The organism is Nocardioides sp. S-1144 (assembly GCF_005954645.2).
Classification (GTDB): domain Bacteria; phylum Actinomycetota; class Actinomycetes; order Propionibacteriales; family Nocardioidaceae; genus Nocardioides; species Nocardioides dongxiaopingii.
Genome location: NZ_CP040695.2, coordinates 577680 through 596611, shown reverse-complemented (window position 1 = coordinate 596611; position 18932 = coordinate 577680). Strand labels below are relative to the sequence as shown.

The 18932-nt window shown below is 73.2% G+C and carries 12 protein-coding genes; 3 read left to right on the top strand and 9 right to left on the bottom strand.

The annotated features are described in order from the left end of the window. Window positions 1–15 precede the first annotated feature (15 nt). A complete protein-coding gene (locus FE634_RS02825; protein ID WP_138875031.1) occupies window positions 16–996 on the top strand; it encodes an LLM class F420-dependent oxidoreductase in 981 nt (326 codons plus the stop codon). Between the two features lie 50 nt (window positions 997–1046). Continuing rightward, window positions 1047–1793, top strand: coding sequence for an SDR family NAD(P)-dependent oxidoreductase (locus tag FE634_RS02820; RefSeq protein ID WP_138875030.1), 747 nt, complete (start codon window positions 1047–1049; stop codon window positions 1791–1793). Window positions 1794–1813: 20 nt separating this feature from the next. Here FE634_RS02820 and FE634_RS20900 read toward each other — a convergent pair whose 3' ends face one another. From FE634_RS20900 to FE634_RS02795, 5 genes are all read right to left on the bottom strand, one after another. Continuing rightward, a complete protein-coding gene (locus tag FE634_RS20900) occupies window positions 1814–2833 on the bottom strand; it encodes a hypothetical protein (RefSeq protein ID WP_187366807.1) in 1020 nt (339 codons plus the stop codon). A gap of 592 nt (window positions 2834–3425) precedes the next feature. Beyond that, on the bottom strand, window positions 3426–3902 hold the full coding sequence (locus FE634_RS02810; protein WP_138875029.1) for a hypothetical protein: 477 nt from the start codon (window positions 3900–3902) through the stop codon (window positions 3426–3428). Beyond that, window positions 3899–5284, bottom strand: a complete 1386-nt coding sequence (locus tag FE634_RS02805; protein ID WP_138875028.1) for an NAD(P)/FAD-dependent oxidoreductase — start codon at window positions 5282–5284, stop codon at window positions 3899–3901. The genes FE634_RS02810 and FE634_RS02805 overlap by 4 nt, the downstream gene beginning before the upstream one ends. A 16-nt stretch (window positions 5285–5300) precedes the next feature. Continuing rightward, a complete protein-coding gene (locus tag FE634_RS02800) occupies window positions 5301–6116 on the bottom strand; it encodes a phosphotransferase (RefSeq protein ID WP_138875027.1) in 816 nt (271 codons plus the stop codon). A 4-nt stretch (window positions 6117–6120) separates the two neighbouring features. After that, window positions 6121–7827, bottom strand: coding sequence for a copper resistance CopC/CopD family protein (locus FE634_RS02795; protein WP_262347554.1), 1707 nt, complete (start codon window positions 7825–7827; stop codon window positions 6121–6123). Between the two features lie 258 nt (window positions 7828–8085). Here FE634_RS02795 and FE634_RS02790 point away from each other — a divergent pair, with 258 nt between their 5' ends. Next, window positions 8086–8313, top strand: coding sequence for a tautomerase family protein (locus FE634_RS02790; RefSeq protein ID WP_137294229.1), 228 nt, complete (start codon window positions 8086–8088; stop codon window positions 8311–8313). Between the two features lie 175 nt (window positions 8314–8488). Here the strand turns inward: FE634_RS02790 and FE634_RS02785 are convergent, their stop codons facing one another. The 4 genes from FE634_RS02785 to FE634_RS02770 form a co-directional block, all read right to left on the bottom strand. Continuing rightward, entirely contained in the window at window positions 8489–15274 is a 6786-nt protein-coding gene (locus FE634_RS02785) for a LamG-like jellyroll fold domain-containing protein (protein ID WP_148240333.1), read from the bottom strand. A gap of 363 nt (window positions 15275–15637) precedes the next feature. Beyond that, window positions 15638–16735, bottom strand: a complete 1098-nt coding sequence (locus tag FE634_RS02780) for a sugar kinase (protein WP_138875025.1) — start codon at window positions 16733–16735, stop codon at window positions 15638–15640. Then, window positions 16732–17388 carry a bifunctional 4-hydroxy-2-oxoglutarate aldolase/2-dehydro-3-deoxy-phosphogluconate aldolase gene (gene eda / locus FE634_RS02775; protein ID WP_138875024.1) on the bottom strand — a complete coding sequence of 219 codons (657 nt, stop codon included), beginning with the start codon at window positions 17386–17388 and terminating at the stop codon, window positions 16732–16734. The genes FE634_RS02780 and eda overlap by 4 nt, the downstream gene beginning before the upstream one ends. Beyond that, window positions 17385–18884 carry an aldehyde dehydrogenase family protein gene (locus FE634_RS02770; RefSeq protein ID WP_137294225.1) on the bottom strand — a complete coding sequence of 500 codons (1500 nt, stop codon included), beginning with the start codon at window positions 18882–18884 and terminating at the stop codon, window positions 17385–17387. The genes eda and FE634_RS02770 overlap by 4 nt, the downstream gene beginning before the upstream one ends. Between the last annotated feature and the right edge of the window lie 48 nt (window positions 18885–18932).

Here is an 18932-nt window from a genome sequence, read left to right as displayed (position 1 = left end):
GGGAGGGGTACGCCGATGGCCACGAGCACCCGGTGGGGCATGACCATCCCCCTGGACGGCGTCCCGCTCGCCGAGCAGGGCGACGTCTGCCGGGAGCTGGAGGACCTCGGCTACACCGACCTGTGGAGCGCCGAAGGCATGGGCACCGACGGCTTCACCCCGCTCGCCGTCGCCGCCGCGGTGACCCGCGACGTGCACCTCGGCATCGCCATCGCCTCCGCGTTCACCCGGGGCCCGGCCCTGCTCGCCCAGACCGCCGCGACCCTCGCGGCCACCGCGCCCGGACGGTTCACGCTGGGCATCGGGGCCTCCTCCAGCGTGCTCGTGCACGAGTGGAACGACCTCGCCTTCGACCGGCCGCTGTCGCGCTGTCGAGACCTGGTGCGCTACCTGCGGGTCGCGCTGACCGGGGAGCGCGTGGACCGGGCCTACGACACCTTCACCGTGCGCGGCGCCCGGGTCGGCGTCGCCGTCGAGCAGCCGCCGGCGATCCTGCTCGCCGGTCTGCGCGGCCGGATGCTCGAGCTGGCCGGCGCCGAGGCCGACGGCGCCATCCTGAACTGGCTCTCGGCCACCGACGTCACCCGGGTGGCGCCGATCGTGACCGGTGCCGCCGGTGTCGACCGCCCGCGCGAGGTCGTGGCGCGGATCCTCGTCGTGCCCACCGACGACGCCGAGGTGGCCCGCGCGATCGGGCGCCGGATGATCACCGCCTACCTCAACGTCCCGGTCTACCGCGCCTTCCACGAGTGGCTGGGCCGCTCGGAGGAGCTCGCGCCGATGTGGACCGCGTGGGCCGCCGGCGAGCGCCGCGAGGCCCTGGCCGCGATCCCCGACCACGTCGTCGACGCCCTCGTGCTGCACGGGTCGCCGGAGCAGGTCCGCGAGGGCATGCTCGAGCACGTGGCGCACGGCGTCACCGTGCCGGTCGCTGCCCTGCTGCCCGTGCCCGGCGTCGACCCGCTGCAGGCCTGCCGCGACCTCGCCCCCCGCTGACCCTCCCCATCCGCACCGCCACCCGCACCCTCACCCCCAGGAGCCCGTCCATGGAGCAGACCTTCGCCGGCCAGGTCGTCGTCGTCACCGGCGGCAGCCGCGGGATGGGCCGCGAGATGGTGCACGCCTTCGCCGCCCGCGGCGCCGACGTCGTCATCGCCAGCCGCAAGCTCGAGAACTGCGAGGCGGTCGCCGGCGAGGTGACCGCGCAGCACGACGTCCGCGCCCTGCCCGTCGCCTTCAACGTGTCGTCGTGGGACGAGTGCGACGCGCTGGTCGAGACCGTCTACGCCGAGCTCGGCCGGGTCGACGTGCTGGTCAACAACGCCGGGCTCTCGCCGCTCTACCCGAGCCTGACCGAGGTGTCGGAGGCGCTGTTCGACAAGGTGGTCGCGGTGAACCTGCGCGGCCCGTTCCGGCTCACCGCCGTCATCGGCGAGCGGATGGCGGCCGGCGACGGCGGCTCGATCATCAACATCGGCTCGATCGAGGCGATCCGCCCGCAGCCGCTCGCCCTGCCGTACGCCGCCGCGAAGGCCGGCCTGCACACCCTCACCGAGGGCTTCGCCCGCGCCTACGGCCCCTCGGTGCGGGTCAACACGATCCAGGCGGGTGCGTTCCTCACCGACATCTCGGAGAACTGGCCCGACGGGCTGCGCGAGGAGATGGAGCCCAAGATCGCACTCGGCCGGTGCGCCGAGCCGCACGAGGTCGTCGGCACCGTCCTCCACCTCGCCGGCCCGGGGTCGTCGTACACGACCGGCGCGTGCCTGCGCGTCGACGGCGGCTGGCAGTAGTCCGCACCCCCGCGGGCGCCTCAGGGGAGCAGGTCGGTGACCGCGGCCGAGGCGTAGAACGGTGCCAGCTCGGCGCGCAGCGCGCGCTCGAGGTCGCCGGACTCGCGCAGCGCCGTGACGACGCCCGGGGCCAGCCGGACGACGTCCTCGACGAGGTCGGCGCGGTCGAGGTCGAGCTCGTCGAGCAGCTCGGCCGGCGCGTACCCGCCGAACCGGTCGAAGACCGCGTGCACGACCACCTCGGCGAGCCGGCCGACGTGCTCGGTCGCCAGCGCGCCGACCACCAGGGCGTGGACGCCGTCGACGAGGTCGGTGACCTCGTCGCGCTCGACGTGCCGCCCGAGGCCGTCGACGTCGGCGGCCGCGAGCTCGTCCCAGGCCTCGAGCAGGGCGGCGCGGGTCGTGGGGTCGCGCAGGGTCTCCACGACGATGCGGTTGAGACCCTGGACGGCGTAGGTGCCGCCCCGGCCGGCGGCGTCGCCCAGCAGGCCCTCGAGCTGCTTGTCGGCCACGCCCACCATCCGCGAGGCCGCGCTCGTGCCGAACGACATCAGCGCACCGAGGCCCGGAACCTTGTCGGCGACCGCCCGGTTGGCCTGGAGCACCTCGGCGACGATCCGCGCGGTGAACCGTGAGGCCAGCGCGCCGGCGAGCGGGTTGTCCGTGAGCCGGTCCAGCGCCCGCTCGACGACCGGCGTCAGCGCCAGCGCCGCGTCGAGCACCGCCTCGACCTGCTCGCGCCCGGCCAGCTCACCGACCGGGAACGGCTCGGCCGGCCCGGCGAGGACGACCTCGGTCGCCAGCTCGACGATCCCGCCGACGGCGGCGCTCCCGGGCACCGTGCCCAGCGCCCGGCGGACGACGTCCGCCACGACGTCGCGGTCGACGAGCACCTCCAGCGGCGTCCGCCCGGCGGCGTCCAGCAGCGCCTCGGCTGCGCGGCGCGCGGTCACCGCCAGCTCGTCCCCGGCCAGCCGGTCGAGGTGGAAGGCGACCTGCGCGTCGAGCAGTCGCTGGGCGAGGTCGCTGTCCGGGGGCACGTGGCGACGGTACTGGCGGTCCGATCATGACGCTCGACCTCTGGCAGCGATGCGTGCTCGCCAAGCTGCGACCCGCCGCCAGCCGAACCCTGACCACCGCCCCACACCCCGCCAGGGTCTCGACTCGCGGTGACTCCGTCCCCGCGGCTCGACCACCGGAGGCGACACCCCCGTTGGTCGACCACCGCAGGCAACACCCCGTTGGTCGACCACCGCAGGCAACACCCCGTTGGTCGACCACCGCAGGCAACACCCCGTTGGTCGACCACCCGAGGCGACACCCCGTCGGTCGACCACCGCAGGCAACACCCCGTCGGTCGACCACCGCAGGCAACACCCCGTCGGTCGACCACCGCAGGCAACACCCCGTCGGTCGACCACCGCAGGCAACACCCCGTCGGTCGACCACCGCAGGCGACACCCCCGTTGGTCGACCACCGCAGGCAACACCCCGTCGGTCGACCACCGCAGGCGACACCCCGTTGGTCGAGCCGGCGAGCGTCAGCGAGCCGAGTCGAGACCACCCCGGCGTGGCTCGGTGGACCGTGGGGTGTTCGGGTGTCGGTCCTCGACTGAGCCCGGCCAGGCACCGCTACCCCCGCGCCTCCTCCTCGGCGATCCGCCACGGGTCGCCGGGACCGGAGCGGACCACGTGGTAGCCGCGGACGGTGTCGCCCTCCGGGGGGTCGGCGTCGTCCTGGAAGGCACGCCAGTCCAGGTCGTACGACGCGAGGACGACGACCTCCACCGTGCCGGGGGTCGCCCCGGGTGCCGTCCCGGAGGAGTCCGACGCGTCGCGCACCTCGAACTCGCCGAGGTCCTCGACCGCACCGCACCACCGCGCGACGTCGTCGCGCCGCTCGGGCACCCACAGGGCGCGGGCCGTCGCGCAGTCGTGGCCGTCGATCGCGTCCAGGTAGGCCTCGACGACGTCCTCGGCGCTGGCACCGGCGGCCGGCATCGCCACGTCGCGGCCCGGGGCCAGCGGCCCGAGCACGGCCCACGAACCGGCGACGGCGGCCACGACGGCGACGGTCCCGACGACCCGCGTCGCCCGCACGCCGCTCACCGCCCCGCCACCCGGTCGGCCACCCGCGCCCAGCGCGAGGTGGTGGCGCGCCCACGGCCCTCCGCACGGTCGGCGGAGCGATAGGCGGCGTAGATCGAGGAGACGCCGAGCCAGCGCAGCGGCTCGGGCTCCCAGCGGCGCGCGCGGTGCCCGACCCAAGGCAGCGTCGTCAGGTCAGTCGTCCGGTCGAGCACGAGGTCGGCGAGGGTGCGCCCGGCGAGGTTCGTCGAGGTGACGCCGGTGCCGACGTAGCCGCCGGCGTACCCGACCCCCGTCGACCGGTCGAGGCCCACGGTGGCCGACCAGTCGCGCGGGACGCCGAGCACGCCCGACCAGGCGTGGGCGACCGGGACGCCTCGGGCCGCGGGGAAGAAGTCGTGCAGCACGGCGGTCAGCGCCTCGACGGTCGAGCGCGGCGTGCGGCCGTCGGTGTCGAGGCGCGACCCGAACCGGTACGGCACCCCGCGGCCGCCGAGGGCGATCCGGCCGTCCGCCGTCCGCTGGGCGTACATGTAGACGTGCGCGAGGTCGCCGAGCGTCTCGGCGCCCTCCCAGCCGATCGCGGCCCAGACGTCGTCGGGCAGCGGCTCGGTGACGACGAGGGAGGAGTTCATCGGCAGCCAGGTGCGCCGCTCGCCGGGCAGCCGGGCGGTGAAGCCCTCGGTGGCGCGGACGACGCGACCCGCGCGCACCCGGCCGTGCCGGGTCTCGACGACGCCGGGCCTGATCTGCTCGACGTGGGTGTCCTCGTGGATCACCACGCCCAGCCGCTCGACCGCCTCGGCCAGCCCGCGGACGAGCTTCGCGGGGTGGATCCGCGCGCAGTGCGGGTGCCACATCGCGCCGAGGACGCCGGTGACGTCGACCCGCGAGGCCGCCTCGCCGGCCGAGAGGACCTGCCAGTCGGTGCCCGGCCACCGCGCCTCGGCGGCCGCCGTCGAGCGGAGCCGGGCGAGCTGGGCGGGGGTGCGGGCGACGTTCAGCTCGCCGCCGAGCCGGATGTCGGCGTCGATGCCCTCGGCACGGGCGGTGGCGACGACCTCGGCCACGGCGTCGTTCATCGCCCGCTGCTGCCGCACGGCGGCGTCGCGGCCGTGCGTGGCGACGTACTGCCCCACTCCCCCGGTCACCGAGTTGGTCAGCCACCCACCGTTGCGCCCGGACGCGCCGAACCCCGCGAAGCGCGACTCCAGCACCACGACGCGCAGCGTCGGGTCGGCCCGCTTGAGGTAGTAGGCCGTCCAGAGGCCGGTGAAGCCGGCGCCGACGACACACACGTCGACGTCGGTGTCGCCCGGCAGGCTCGGTCGCGCCGCCGGGCGGCCGAGGTCGGACCACCAGAACGACACCTCGCCGTTGGCGGGGCCGCTCCGCGGGCTCATCGGGGACACCATCGGCTCATCGTGCCGGATCGTCGAGGAGGTCGACGAGGTGCCGGGCCTGGCGCTCGGTCGAGCCGGCCGGGTTCCGGGCGAAGCCCCCGTTGCCGGGCAGCAGCATCACGAACCAGAACGCGGCGAGCAGGCGGCGGAAGTGGGCCAGCCGGGCCCGGCGGGCGCCGTCGAGGTCGACGGCGTGGTCGACGGCGTGGAGCAGCCCCTCGACGTCGAGCAGTCCGTGCAGGCGCGAGGAGGCGTGCTCGACGACGTCGGCGACCTCGAAGGCCAGGTCGGAGACGCCGAACTCCTCGAAGTCGACCAGCCGGCAGGAGGCGCCGTCCCAGAGCAGGTTGTCCAGGTTGCCGTCACCACGGGCGGCGACCGAGTCGTGCACGCGGTCCCACGCGTGCTCGACGGCCAGCCACGCCCGGGTCCGGTCCAGCGCGGCAGCGACGAGGGCCGGGTCCTGGCACGTCGCCACGTCGTGGGGCCGCGCCGCCCGGTCGCGCACGGCGGCCCGCATCGTCGAGGGTCCGTGGACCCGCTCCCGCCCGGCCACCGGCACCGCGAACAGCCGCCGCAGCGCCACGGCCAGCGCGGCCACCGCCGCGGCCGGCACCGGCGCTCCACCGAGCGGCTCCCCCGCGAGCCGCGACATCACCACGACCGGGGCGCCGTCCTCGACCTCGCGGGCGATCGGCACCGGCGCCAGCCCCGGCGCGTGCTCGGCGAGCGCCGTGAGCCCGGTCCACTCGCGGTCGGCCTCGTCGTCGTCCCACGACACGTAGCGCTTGCGGACGACGTCGGCGCCGAGGCTCAACGCGTGGGTGTGCACCCCGTCATGGTGCCTCAACCTCGAACTCGAGCGTGGCGACCGGGTTCTCGAACTCGGTCAGGCGGAGCGAGACCTGCAGGGTCCACGTGCCCGGCGTCGGGACGACGGCGTCGGCGGAGAAGTTGCCGGGCGAGTAGTAGATGAGGGGCAGCGCGCCGAGGTCGACGTCGCCGGAGGCCAGGCTGACGACGGGCGGCTCGACGCCCTCGCCCGGCTGGCCGCCCGCGTCGAGCAGCTCGATGGTGAAGGTGTTGGGTCCGGTCAGCTGGGGCGACATGGTGGCGCGCACGGTGAGGTCGCCGAGCTCGGCGGTCTGCACCTCGAGCGGACCGACCCGGGCACTGGTCGGCACGGCGGTCTGCTCGGACTCGGGGCTGCGGTCGACGAGGAAGCCGGTCAGCAGGAGGACGACGACCAGGACCCCGGCCTCGGCGGCGGTCGCGCGCGCCACGACCCGGGCGCCGGCGCGGCGCTCCTTGCGGCGGGCGGTCTGCTGCATCGCGGGCAGCAGCCGCCAGCGGTTCCAGGCGGCGATGGCGACCGCGACCAGGGCCGCGACGATCTTGACGAGCAGCAGCTGGCCGTAGCCGGTGTCGAAGAGCGCGCCGACCGAGCCGATGATCCGCCAGGCCAGGAACGACCCGGTGATCACGAGCGCGGCCAGGACGCCGGCGGCGATCCCGGAGAACCGGGCGAGCACCTCGGCGCCGAGCGTGCCGCGCTCGGCGAGGTCGACCAGGGTCAGGGCGAGGGCGAGCAGTCCGCCGAGCCACACGCTGCCGGCGAGCAGGTGCAGCATGTCGGCGCCCACGACCAGCCACTCCGGGCTCTCGGCGCGCGTGTGTCCGACCAGGGCGGGCGCGCACGCGGCGACCACGACCGCGACGAGCGCGACGCGGCCGCGGACGGCGTCGGGGAGCCCGGCGCCGAGCAGCACGGCGCCCAGGCCGACGCCGAGGACGACGACCGTGGTGACGGCGTACTCGGTGGTCGACAGGATGGCCCAGGTGCTGCCCCGGGTCAGCGATCCCGTGTCGCCGCCGAGCAGGTACATCGCGGTGAGCGGCAGCCCGATGAGCCACGCGACGGCGGTCGCGACGGCGCCGACCCGCGCCGTCCGGACCAGCCATCCGCGGGAGCGGTCGGCGAGGTTGGTCCTGGGGAGCAGGACGACGACGAAGCCGATGACGCCCACCGCGACGAGGAGCGCGACGTAGCCGAGCCAGCGGAACAGGCTGAGCACCCAGGGTGGGTTCGAGCCGTCGGCGCCCGCACCGCCGGGTGGCGTCTCCACGATGGCGCTGGGCGCGCCGACCGAGAAGCTCAGCGAGCCGCTGATGGGGTGGCCGTCCTCCGACACGACGCGCCACACCACGACGAGGGTGCCGTCGCCGACCTCCTCGTCGAGGGTGACCGTGAGGCCGGGGCCGCTCGCCGCGGACGACGACGCGATCGAGCCGCCCTGCGCGTCGAAGACCTGCACGCCGTCGGGGACGCCGCCGACCGCCTCGCTGAAGGTGAGGGTGACCGTCTCCGGCGCGGCCTCGAGCACCGCCCCCTCGGCCGGGTCGGTGGTGACGAGCGTGGCGTGGGCACTCGCCGGTGCCGCCGCCCCGAGCACGAGCGCGGCGACGAGGGCGAGGAGGAGCAGGACCGCGCCGCCGACGCCGACCCGGGCACGTCCGACCGCAGCAGCACGGCTCCGGTTCACGGTCACTTCCTCGGGACTCGACGGCTCGGCCACCGCGACGACGGTTCGACGACGTGAACGCCGTCCACGGTGGTGACCGTCGTCACGGTCGCAGCCCGCTGAACCATTGTCAAGGATGTGAACCATCGTCTCGGCGGAGCCGCGCTCGGTTGTCGCGACCGTCACGTTCGCCGTACGATGCGGTTCAGGATATCGAACCCAGGTCGCTCTTGTGGACACGTCCGTGCGTGAGCGACCGCCCACGACAAGGACTCCCCCATGCCCAACATCACCGTCGAGCTGCTCAAGGGCCGCACCGTCGAGCAGCGCCGCGACTTCGCCCAGGCCGTCGCCGAGAGCGCCGTGGAGATCCTCGGCGCCCGCCGCCAGGACGTCCGCATGGTCTTCAGCGAGATCACCCCCGACATCGTCGCCAACGGCGGCGTGCTGGCCAGCGAGGACGAGAGCCGCGCCGGCGTCGTCGCCGGCCTGGCCGACAAGGCCTGAGCGACCCGCAGCACCCCGAGCACCCCGAGCACCCACGACGAGGCCGGACGGCGACCCACGGGTCGCCGTCCGGCCTCTTCTGCTTGTCCGGGCTCGTCGTGGGACTCGTCTCGGACGCGACGCGGGCCCGGAGGAGATCCTCCGGGCCCGCGCCGTCACTGCTGGGTGGTGCTGGTCATCGCCTGGGCTTGACCTTGATGGTGACGGTCCTGCTCGCGCTGGTCAGCACGTCGCTGCCGACGTAGGTGACCTTGGCCTTGAGCTTGCCCTTCTTGGGAGCCTTGGCCAGCGTGATGACGACCTTGCCGTTCCTCACGACACCGGAGTAGGTCTTCCTGCCGACCTTCACCGTGACCTTGCCGGTGACCGGGACACCGCTGGGGGCGGTGACCTTGACCGTGACCTTGGCCCGGGCGCCGGCCTTGACCTGCTTCGGTGCCTTGACCGTGATCGCCGCCGTGGCCTTGGTGACAGCGAGGCTCACCGCACCCGTGGCCGCGGTGTGACCCGCGTCCCCGGCGTAGCGCAGCGTCAGCCGGTAGCTGCCCGGCTTCAGCGACCTCGCCGCGATGGCCAGCGAGGCCTTGCCCGCCGACAGGGTGCCGGAGGCCAGGACGGTGCCGCCGTCGAGCACCTGCACCTGGCCGGTGGCCGTGGCCGGGTCGGTCGACACCGAGACGGTGCCGGCCCGGCCGTAAACCACCGTGGCCGCCGCGCCCGTGACCGAGGTGGTCACCGGCTCCTGCGGCTCGTCGACCTCGGTGACCGTGATGGTCACCGTCGCGGCCTCGGACTCGAGGTCGCCGTCGCCCGCGAGGTAGGTGAAGGTGTCCGTGCCCACGTAGCCGGCGTCGGGGGTGTAGGTGAACGAGCCGTCGGCCGCGAGGACCACCGAGCCGTGCTCCGGCTGGGTCGCCGACGTGGCGGTCAGGTCGTCGCCCTCGGCGTCGGTGTCGTTCGCGAGGACGCCAGGAGCCGGGACCTCGAGGGCGGCGCCCTCGCCGGTCTCGTAGCTGTCGTCGGCCGCGACCGGGGCGGTGTTGTCGGGAGCGACCGGACCACCCTCGTAGAGCTCGGTGACGAGGCCGGCGTCCAGCTCGTAGTCGAAGAGCTGGAAGTCGTCGACCAGTCCGTCGAACCTCGGGTCGGGCCAGCTGGTCCCGCCGATGAAGTTCGCCACCGTGTTGCCGCCGACCCCGATGTCGCTGAGGTCGAGGCTGTAGTCGGTGCGGGTCGCCTGCAGCACGCCGTCGAAGTAGATCTTGCCGACGGAGCCCTCCATGGTGAACACGACGTGCGTCCACTCGTCGAGCGGCAGGTCCTTGCCCGCTCCGAGCGTCAGCCGCTCCTGCGTCGGGTTGCCCGGCGCCTTGAACGTCGCCGCGAAGCCGGTGGGCCCGTTGGCCTGCGTCGAGGACTGCAGCAGGAAGAAGGTGTCCGTGCTGCTGCCGATCTGCAGCAGGGTCACCCAGTTCGGCAGGGCGTCGGGACGGGCCCACAGCGACACGGTGAACTCGTCGGAGAGTCCCTCGTCGACGTTGTCGGGCAGCCTGACGTGGTTGTTCGTCGTCGACGCACCGCCCGGCAGCGAGAGCCCGGCGCCGTACTGGCCGTCCGGCGTCCACCCGGTGGCGCCCACGAGCGTGGCGTCGCCGACGGGCTTGGTGCCGGTGTTGGCGGCCGTCGTCCCGGTGCCCTCGTCGAAGGCGTAGTGGACAGGGGTGTCGGAGCCGTCGTAGGGACGGTCCACGACGTGGGTGACGGTGTCGGACGACAGGCGCAGGCCCGCGGCCGGCAGGTAGCGGACCTCGATCTCGTGCGTGCCCGGGTCGGTGCCCGTGAGCGCCGGGAACGTCGCCGTGCCGGCGGTGAGGGTGAGCGCGTCACCGACGCGCTCGCCGTCGACCAGCAGCTCGACCGTGCCGGTGGCCGGGGTGGCGCCGGCGGCGGTCACCGTGGCCTTGACCGTGAGGTCCTCACCGAACGCCGAGGGCGAGCCGGGGGTGACCGTGACGACGGTGGTCGTGTCGGTCAGCTCGGCCTCGTCCACCGTGATCGTCACCGTGGCCGGGGCGGACGTCTTGGAGGCGTCCTTCGCGGTGTAGGTGAAGGTGTCGGTGCCGAAGAACGCGGCGTCCGGCGTGTAGGTGAACGAGCCGTCGGCGTCGAGGGTGACGTCGCCGTGGGTCGGCTGGGTGCCGATCGCCGCGGTGAGGGTGGCGCCCTCGGTGTCGGTGTCGTTGGTCAGGACGCCGGGAGCGTCGACCTCGAGGGGCGCGTCCTCGTCGGTCGAGTAGGCGTCGTCGACGGCGACCGGGGCGTCGTTCGCCCCGCCCTCGAAGACCTCCAGCACCTGGTCGGCCGACAGCTCGTAGCCGAACATCTGGAAGTCGTCGACCAGACCGTCGAAGCGCGGGTCGCCCCAGCTGGTGCCACCGATGTAGTTGGCCGTGGTGGTGCCGTTCACGCCGATGTCGCCGATGGTGATGGAGTAGTCGTTGCGCGTGGCCATCAGGACGCCGTCGAAGTAGATCTTGCCGACGTTGTCGTCCATCGTGAACACGACGTGGGTCCACGCGTTCAGCGGCAGGTCCGTCTCGCCCGGCAGGAACAGTCGCTCCTGGTTGGGGTTGCCGGCGGCCTTGAAGGTGGCACCGAAGCCGCGGGTGCCGTTCTCCATCGACGACTGCAGCAGGAAGAACGTGTCGGTGCTGCTGCCGATCTGCAGCAGCGGCACCCAGTTCGGCAGGGCGTCGGGACGGGCCCACAGGGAGACGGTGAAGTCCTCCGTCATGCCGTCCTCGATGTTGTTGGGCAGGTTGACCTGGTTGCCCGTGCCGGACCCGCCGCCCGGCAGGTTGACCCCGGCGCCGTACTTGCCGTTCGGGGTCCAGCCGGTCGTGCCACCGAGGGTGGCGTTGCCGATCGAGGGGTCGCTGCCGGTGTTGGCCGCGACGGTGCCCGTGCCCTCGTCGAAGGTGTAGTGCGCAGGGACGCCCTCACCGACCGGCGGCCGGTTCACGGTGTGGGTGACCGTCGCGGTCGAGCTGCGCCAGCCCTCGGCCGGGGTGAACCGGACCTCGATCTGGTGCGCACCCGGGCTCAGGTTGGCCGGAAGGGCCGGGAACGACGCGGCACCGGCGGTGACGGCGACCGGGTCACCGACGGCGGCGCCGTCGACGACGAGCTGCACCGTGCCCTGGACGGGCTCGTTGTTCTCGCCCGTGACCGTGGCCGCGACCGTGAGCGCCTCACCGAAGGCCGACGGCGACGCGGGGGTCACGGTGACGGCGGTGGTGGTGCGCACGGAGGTGCCCTCGGCGTACAGAGCGGCGACGTCGGAGGCGTTGAGCGCCGACTCGTAGAGGCGGACGTCGTCCATCAGGCCGTCGTAGGCCGGGTCCGGGAACCCGTTGCGACCCAGCCAGTTGTTGGTGGTCGGGCCGACGTCGGTCATGGTCAGCGTCAGGTTCGCCCGCCGGGCGACCTCGACCCCGTTGAGGTAGAGCACGCCGGTGGCGCCCTCACGGGTGAACGTCACGTGGTTCCACTGGTTGGCCAGCACGTCCTTGGTCGGGGTGGCGAAGACGCGCTCCTCGAGGTTGCTGCCCTTCTTCTTGAAGGTCGCCGCGAGACCGGTGTTGCCGTTGGCCTGGGTCTGCATCTGCACCTGGAAGAAGCTCCCGGCACCCTCGAGACCGTCGCCGATGTGGAACATGCCGATCCAGTTGGCCTTGGTGTCCGGACGCACCCAGAACGAGGTGGTGAAGCTTCCCGCGTTCTGGAGCAGGTTGTCCGGCAGGTCGACGGCGTTGGCGTTGGTGCCGCCGGGCAGGTTGACCGCGCCACCGAGGACGCCGGTCGGGCCCCAGCCGGTGGTGCCGGTCAGCGTGGCCGCACCGACGGAGACGTCGGTGCCGCTGTTGGCCGCCGTCGTCCCGCTGCCCTCGTCGAGGGTGTAGTGCACGGCCGGCTCGGAGAGGCCGGGCTCGGAGGCCGCGACGACGAGGTCGTCGATCATCACGCCGGCCGCACCACCCGGTGCCGACAGGGTCAGCTTCTCCGACCGCGCCGACGCCGTGAACGTGTCGACGAAGGTCAGGTAGGTCAGGGCGCCACCGCTCTGCGACGGGTTGGCCGTCGTCGCGGTGATCGTCTCGTCGAGGTCGGCGACGCCGACGACGGCCTTGCCGTCGGCGGCACCCGCGGAGCGGCTGTCGCGGGCGTACTTGAACGACACCCGGTACTCGCGGCCCGGGTCGAGGCCCGTCAGGGTGCGCTCGAGGCTGCCGGTGGCACCGAGTGCGAGGGCGTAGCCGACGCGGCCGAAGCCACCCTGGCTGGCCGTGGTGCTGCGGACCAGCTGCACGGCGTTGGTGACCGTCCACGGCGCCATCCGGCCGTTGCCGGCGGCGACGTCGACGAGGTTCGCCGGGTTGGCGGCGATCCAGTTGTCGGGCCGGGCCGGGAACTCGAACTGGTCGACGAGCTTCGGGGTGCGGCTGTCGAGCTTGACGGTCGGGTTGATGTCGAGCATCGAGGCGACCGAGGGCGTGCCCGCGGCGTTCCAGGCGACCAGCATGTAGGCGCCGGGCACCGCGTAGTTCGCGTTCTGCGGGGCCGTGATCGTCAGGTTGTTGCCCGACTGGGTGAACGACAGCTCCTGGAAGCTCTGGTCGTTGTTGAACCCGTGGGTCACCGAGCCGTTGCGCATCAGCGTGACGCGGGTGATCGGCTCGGACGCCGAGGCGGCGAAGGTGCCGTTGTAGCCGATCTTCTTCGGGGCGCTCAGCGTCGGCCGCACGGCCGGCTCGTCGCCGTCGAAGAGGTAGGCCGGCGAGTAGTACTCGACGTCGGTGTAGTTCCGCGGGCCCGGGGCGCCGCCGCCGCCGACCATGACGCGGCCGTCGGGCAGCAGCAGGGCGGTCGAGTGGTAGAGCCGGGCGTGGGCGTAGGGGTTCTTCACCGTGCGCCACTGGCCGGTCGTCGGGTTCCAGATCTCGGCGTTGGTGACGTAGCCACCGTCGCCGTTGTTCTCGCGGCTGCCGCCGGTGACGAGGACCTCGCCGTTGGGCAGCGTGGTCGCGGTCGGCCAGTGCCGGGCGTACTGCATCGGCGCGATCGGGGTGACGACCGGGTTGGCCGTGCCGCCGGTGATGTCGACGGTGAACGCCGCGCGGGCGCCGGCGGGGCCGCCGCCGTTGGACCACGTGCCGCCGCCGACCTGGAGGATCTTGCCGGGGGCGTACATCGCGGCGGTCGAGGTGGCGCCGACCGGGTTGCCCAGGTTGCCCTGGTTGGCCGCGGCGGCGGGGAGCCGGCCGCGGTCGGTGATCGCGCCGAGGCCGTCGTTGGCCGCCGGGTCCAGCTCGTACATCTGGGTTCCGGTGATGTTGAACAGCGTGCCGGTGGTCGGCGCGACGAAGGCCCGCGGGTACCACCAGCGGTTCTCGTCGGGGCCGGCGACCTGGCCGTCACCGTAGGCGAGGGCGCTGGTCGCGCCGGTCAGGAGCTTCCAGCCGCTGCCGGCGTCGGGGGTGTAGATCTCGGGGGTGAGCACGCCGGCTCCGCCGGGTCCGCCGCTGATGCTGCCGCCCTGGACGACGATGTCACCGTTGGGCATCGTGGTGCCGGTCGGGTACCAGCGCGGGTAGTTCATCGGGGCCTCGTTGACCATCCCCTTGCCCTTGCGGTAGCTCGTGACGCCGATGGCGGCGTCGTTCGGCGCGTTGCCGCCGAGCTGGTCGTCGCCGCCGACGGTCATCACCGAGCGGCGGTTGGGGTCCTGCACCTGCATCGAGCAGAAGAGGTCGGTGTAGGTGTTGTTGGCCGAGACGCCGTCGCGGACGTTCGCGAGCGTCCTCGGGACGGCCGGGTCCCAGATGTCGAACTCGGTCTGGCCGCCCTGCACGATGCACGCGTTGCCGGTCCAGTCGTACGGCGAGGCGTCGGTGCAGCCGCTCGACACGCTGCCGAAGGTCTGCACGGTGCCGTCGGCGGTCAGCGAGGCGTTGATCGGGACGTTGGGCCACGGGGTGACGGCGCTGAAGGCGCCCTCCTCGTCCTTGGCCGGCGGCGAGCAGTCAGCCGCGAGCAGTCCGGAGGAGTAGGCCAGGCCGTTCTTGATCATGGTGCGCATGAAGGGCTCGGAGTAGGCGGTGCCCTCGTGGCCCAGACCGGTGTACCAGGAACGGCCCTCGTCGATGGTCTGGCACCAGGTCGACGGGTGCGCGGTGCCCTGGCGACCGAGGCTGCCGTAGGAGGACTCGTCGGCCGAGACGATGGTGTGCACGTTCTGGGCGGGGTTGACGACCCAGTCGTACCACTCGTCGCTGCGGTTGACGTCGGCCGGCAGGCCGGCGGCCAGCGGGTCGGTGGGGTCGTTGACGTAGGCGCGACCGGGGCGGACACCGGGGTTCTCCGGGTGGCCCTCGGACATCGCGCCGACGAGCTGCAGGTAGAAGGGGTTCTCGTCGTGCTCGCTGTTGCCGACCGACCACCCGGTGTAGTGCAGGCCGGCGAAGCCGCCGCCGGCGCGGATGTAGTCCTCGAGCGCGGTGCGCTGCGCGGCGTTGAACAGCACGCCGCCGGTCTGCGCGAACGCGAGGGTGTCGACGGTGCTCAGGTTGGTGGCGTTGAACGCCGCCGGGTCCTGCGTCTCCTGGATCTCCAGGGTCAGGCCGTTCGCGGTCGCGAGCTCGCCGGCGAGGTCGCGCACGGCCTGGCGGGCCTGCACGTGCGAGGCGTGGAAGTTGTCCTTGTAGAACAGCAGGACCTTGAGCTTGCCGTCGTCGGCGACGGCGGAGGGGGCGGCCGGAGCGGCCGCCTGGGCGGGCGCCGAGACGACACCGAGCACGGAGGCCGTGACGGCGAGCGCGGCGACCGCGGCGACGAGGTGGGCACCGGAGCGGCGAGGCCGGACTCCTGGGCGCCCACGATGAGACCTGCGAAGCAGTTTCATGGTGGGGATTCCTTGACATCGGTCGTGCATGACTCGAGTGCCGGTATCCCTAGTTCCCGACACTCCCTGAGGCGACCGTATGAGCACCGTCACACAGAGTCAAGAACTACGTCCAGATTCGTGAACTGAAATCCGGGTGTGTCCACGCTTGTGAATCTTTGACCGGCCGACTGTACCGATGCGACGGTCGTCACGCAGCGGAACGACGACAGGACACCCGGGTGGGGGACCGAAAACGCAGCCGACCGGGCCGCACCCTAGGGAGGTGCGACCCGGCCGGGTCTGGGGGCCGCAGCCAGGCGTGAGGGCGCCTGGCTACGGGGTTCGGGCCGTCCCGGGGGGTCCGGGACGACGAGCGGGTCGTCAGCGACGCACGCGGGCACTGCCTCCGCCGGCGAGGGCGCGGACCTCGGCCTCGGTCACCATCGAGGTGTCGCCGGGCGTCGTCATGGCCAGGGCACCGTGCGCGGCCCCGAGCTCGAGGCTCGTCTGGAGCTCCTCGCCCGAGAGCAGCCCGAAGACCAGGCCGGAGGCGAAGCCGTCCCCGCCGCCGACGCGGTCGAAGATGTCGAGGTGGTCGCGCGCCCTCGAGGCGAGCACGCCGGTCCCGGGCGACCAGGCGATGGCCTGCCAGTCGTTGTCGCTGGCGGTGTGGACCGTGCGCAGGGTGGTGGCGATCGCCCTGAACCACGGCATCTTCTCCGCGACGGTCGCGACCATCGCCTCGAAGCTGTCCATCGGCAGGCTGCTGAGGTTCTCGTCGACGTGCTCGACCTCGAAGCCGAGCGCGGCGGTGAAGTCCTCCTCGTTGCCGATCATCACGTCGACGTGCCCGGCGAGCCGGGTGTTGACGTCACGGGCGAACTCCTCGCCACCGATCCCCGCCCACAGGCTGGGGCGGTAGTTGAGGTCGAAGGAGACCACGGTGCCGTGCTTCTGCGCGGCCGCCATGGCCTCCTCGGCGACCGCGGCGGCGTTCTCCGACAGGGCGGCGTAGATGCCGCCCGTGTGGAGCCAGCGCACGCCGCGGCGTCCGAAGAGGTCGTCCCAGTCGACGGTGCCGGGGGCCAGGTGCGCGATCGCGGTGTTGGCCCGGTCGGAGACCCCGAGGGCCCCCCGGACGCCGAAGCCGCGCTCGGTGAAGTTCAGGCCGTTGCGCACGGTGCGCCCGATGCCGTCGTAGGCGTCCCACCGGATCAGCGAGGTGTCGACGCCGCCCTGCATGACGAGGTTCTCGACCAGGTGGCCGATCTCGTTGTCGGCCAGGGCGGTGACGACGCCGGCCCGCAGGCCGAAGACCTTGCGCATGCCGCGGGCGACGTTGTACTCCCCGCCGCCCTCCCACGCCTCGAAGCGGCGGGCGGTGCGGATCCGGGTGTCACCCGGGTCGAGGCGCAGCATGACCTCGCCGAGGGCGACGATGTCGAACTCGCACTCGGCGGCGGGACGGGTCTCGATCATGAGGAGGCTCCTTGCAGCTCGGCGCTCGCGGACGGCGCGTAGAGACCGACGGCGCCCGCGCAGCGCGCGGCGACCTCGTCCCACCGGCCGGCGGCGAGCAGGTCGGGCGCGACCATCCAGCTTCCGCCGACCGCCGCGATCGCGCGGTGGGCGAGGTAGGACGGCGCGCTGTCGGCGGTGATGCCCCCGGTGGGGACGAAGCGCACCTGGGGGAAGGCCGCCGCGAGGGCCTTGATCGTCGCCAGCCCGCCGTAGGCCTCGGCCGGGAAGAACTTGACGGTGTCGAGGCCGAGGTCGAGCGCGGCGATGATCTCGGAGGCCGTGCAGACGCCGGGCAGCACCGCGAGGTCCAGCTCCTGGCAGCGGCGCACGACCGCGGCGCTCAGGCCGGGCGAGACCACGAAGGTGGCCCCGGCCCGGTGGGCGAGGTCGACCTGCTCGGTGGTGATCACGGTGCCCGCGCCGACGACGAGGTCGCCGCGCGCGGCCAGCGCGCCCATGACGGCGCCGGCCGCCGGCGTCCGGAAGGTGACCTCGGCCACCGGCAGTCCGCCGGCGACCAGGGCCGCACCGAGGTCGTCGGCCCGTGCGAGGTCGTCGAGGACGACGACGGGGACGATGCGGTGCGGACCCAGGACGTCGGTCGCGGTCATCGGAGCTCGGCGATGACGGTCTTGAGCTCGGTGTAGTCGTCCAGACCGAACGAGCCGAGCTCGCGGCCCCAGCCGGACTGCTTGAAGCCGCCGCGCGGCAGCGTCACGTCGTCGGCGTGCCAGGTGTTGAGCCACACCGTGCCGGCGCGCAGCTTGGAGCCCACGCGGTGGGCGGTGCCCAGGTCGCGCGACCAGACGCCGGCGGCGAGGCCGTAGACGGTGTTGTTGGCGGCGGCGACGACCTCGTCCTCGGTGTCGAACGGGATCGCGGTGACGACCGGGCCGAAGATCTCGTCGGTCTGGATCGCCATGTCCTCGGTGACGCCGGTGATCAGGGTCGGGGCGAAGAAGAAGCCCTTGTCGGCAGCGGGATCGGCGCTGCCCGCGGCCAGGGTCGCGCCGTCGGCGACCGCGCCGCGGACGTAGCCGATGACCTTCTCGTGCTGCTCCTGCGAGACGAGCGGGCCCATCGTCGTGCTGGCGTCGAAGCCGTCGCCGACGGTGATCGCGCGGGCGGCCTTGGCGACGCCCTCGACGACCTGGTCGAACACCTCGCGCTGCACGTACAGGCGCGAGCCGTTGACGCAGCACTGGCCCTCGTTGAAGAAGCCGGCCAGGGCGGCGCCGGCGATCGCGGCGTCGAGGTCGGCGTCGGCGAAGATGATGTTGGGGGCCTTGCCGCCGAGCTCGAGGGAGACCTTCTTGAGGTTCTTCGACGCGCCGGCCGCGATCTTCTTGCCGACCTCGGTGCTGCCGGTGAAGGCGACCTTGTCGACGCCCGCGTGGTCGACGAGCGCGGCACCCGCGTCGCCGAAGCCGGGCAGCACGTTGACGACGCCGGCGGGCAGGCCGGCGTCGAGCAGCAGCTGGCCCAGGCGCAGCGCGGTGAGCGGGGTCTGCTCGGCCGGCTTCAGGATGACGGTGTTGCCGGCGGTGATGGCCGGGACGATCTTGAACGCCGCCATCGTGAGCGGGAAGTTCCACGGCACGATGCCGGCGACGACGCCGATGGCCTCGCGACGGGTGTAGGCGTGGAACTCGCGCCCGGGCACCGACATCGGGATGGTGGTGCCCTCCATCTTGGTGGCCCAGCCGGCGAAGTAGCGGAACAGCTCGGCGGCGACGCCGGCGTCACCGCGGGCGGAGTCGAGGCTCTTGCCGTTGTCGAGCGACTCGAGCTGGGCGAACTCCTCGAGGTGCTCGTCGATCAGGTCGCCGATGCGCCACAGCAGGTGCGAGCGCTCGCGCGGGGTGAACCGCGACCACGGCGAGGGCGACTCGAACGCTGCCCGGGCCGCCTGGACGGCGCGGTCGGCGTCGGCCGCGGAGGCCTGGGCGACCTCGACCAGCACCTCCTCGGTGGCGGGGTTGACGGTGGCGAAGGTCTTGCCGTCGGCGGCGTCGACCCACTCACCGCCGATGAGCAGCTGCTTCGGGGCGGAGAGGAACTCGCGGACGGCGGGCAGGAGTTCGGTGCGGTCAGAGGTGACGGTCATGTCGGGGCCTTCCAGGTGACGTGAACGGGTGCGGGGCTCGTTGCCCAC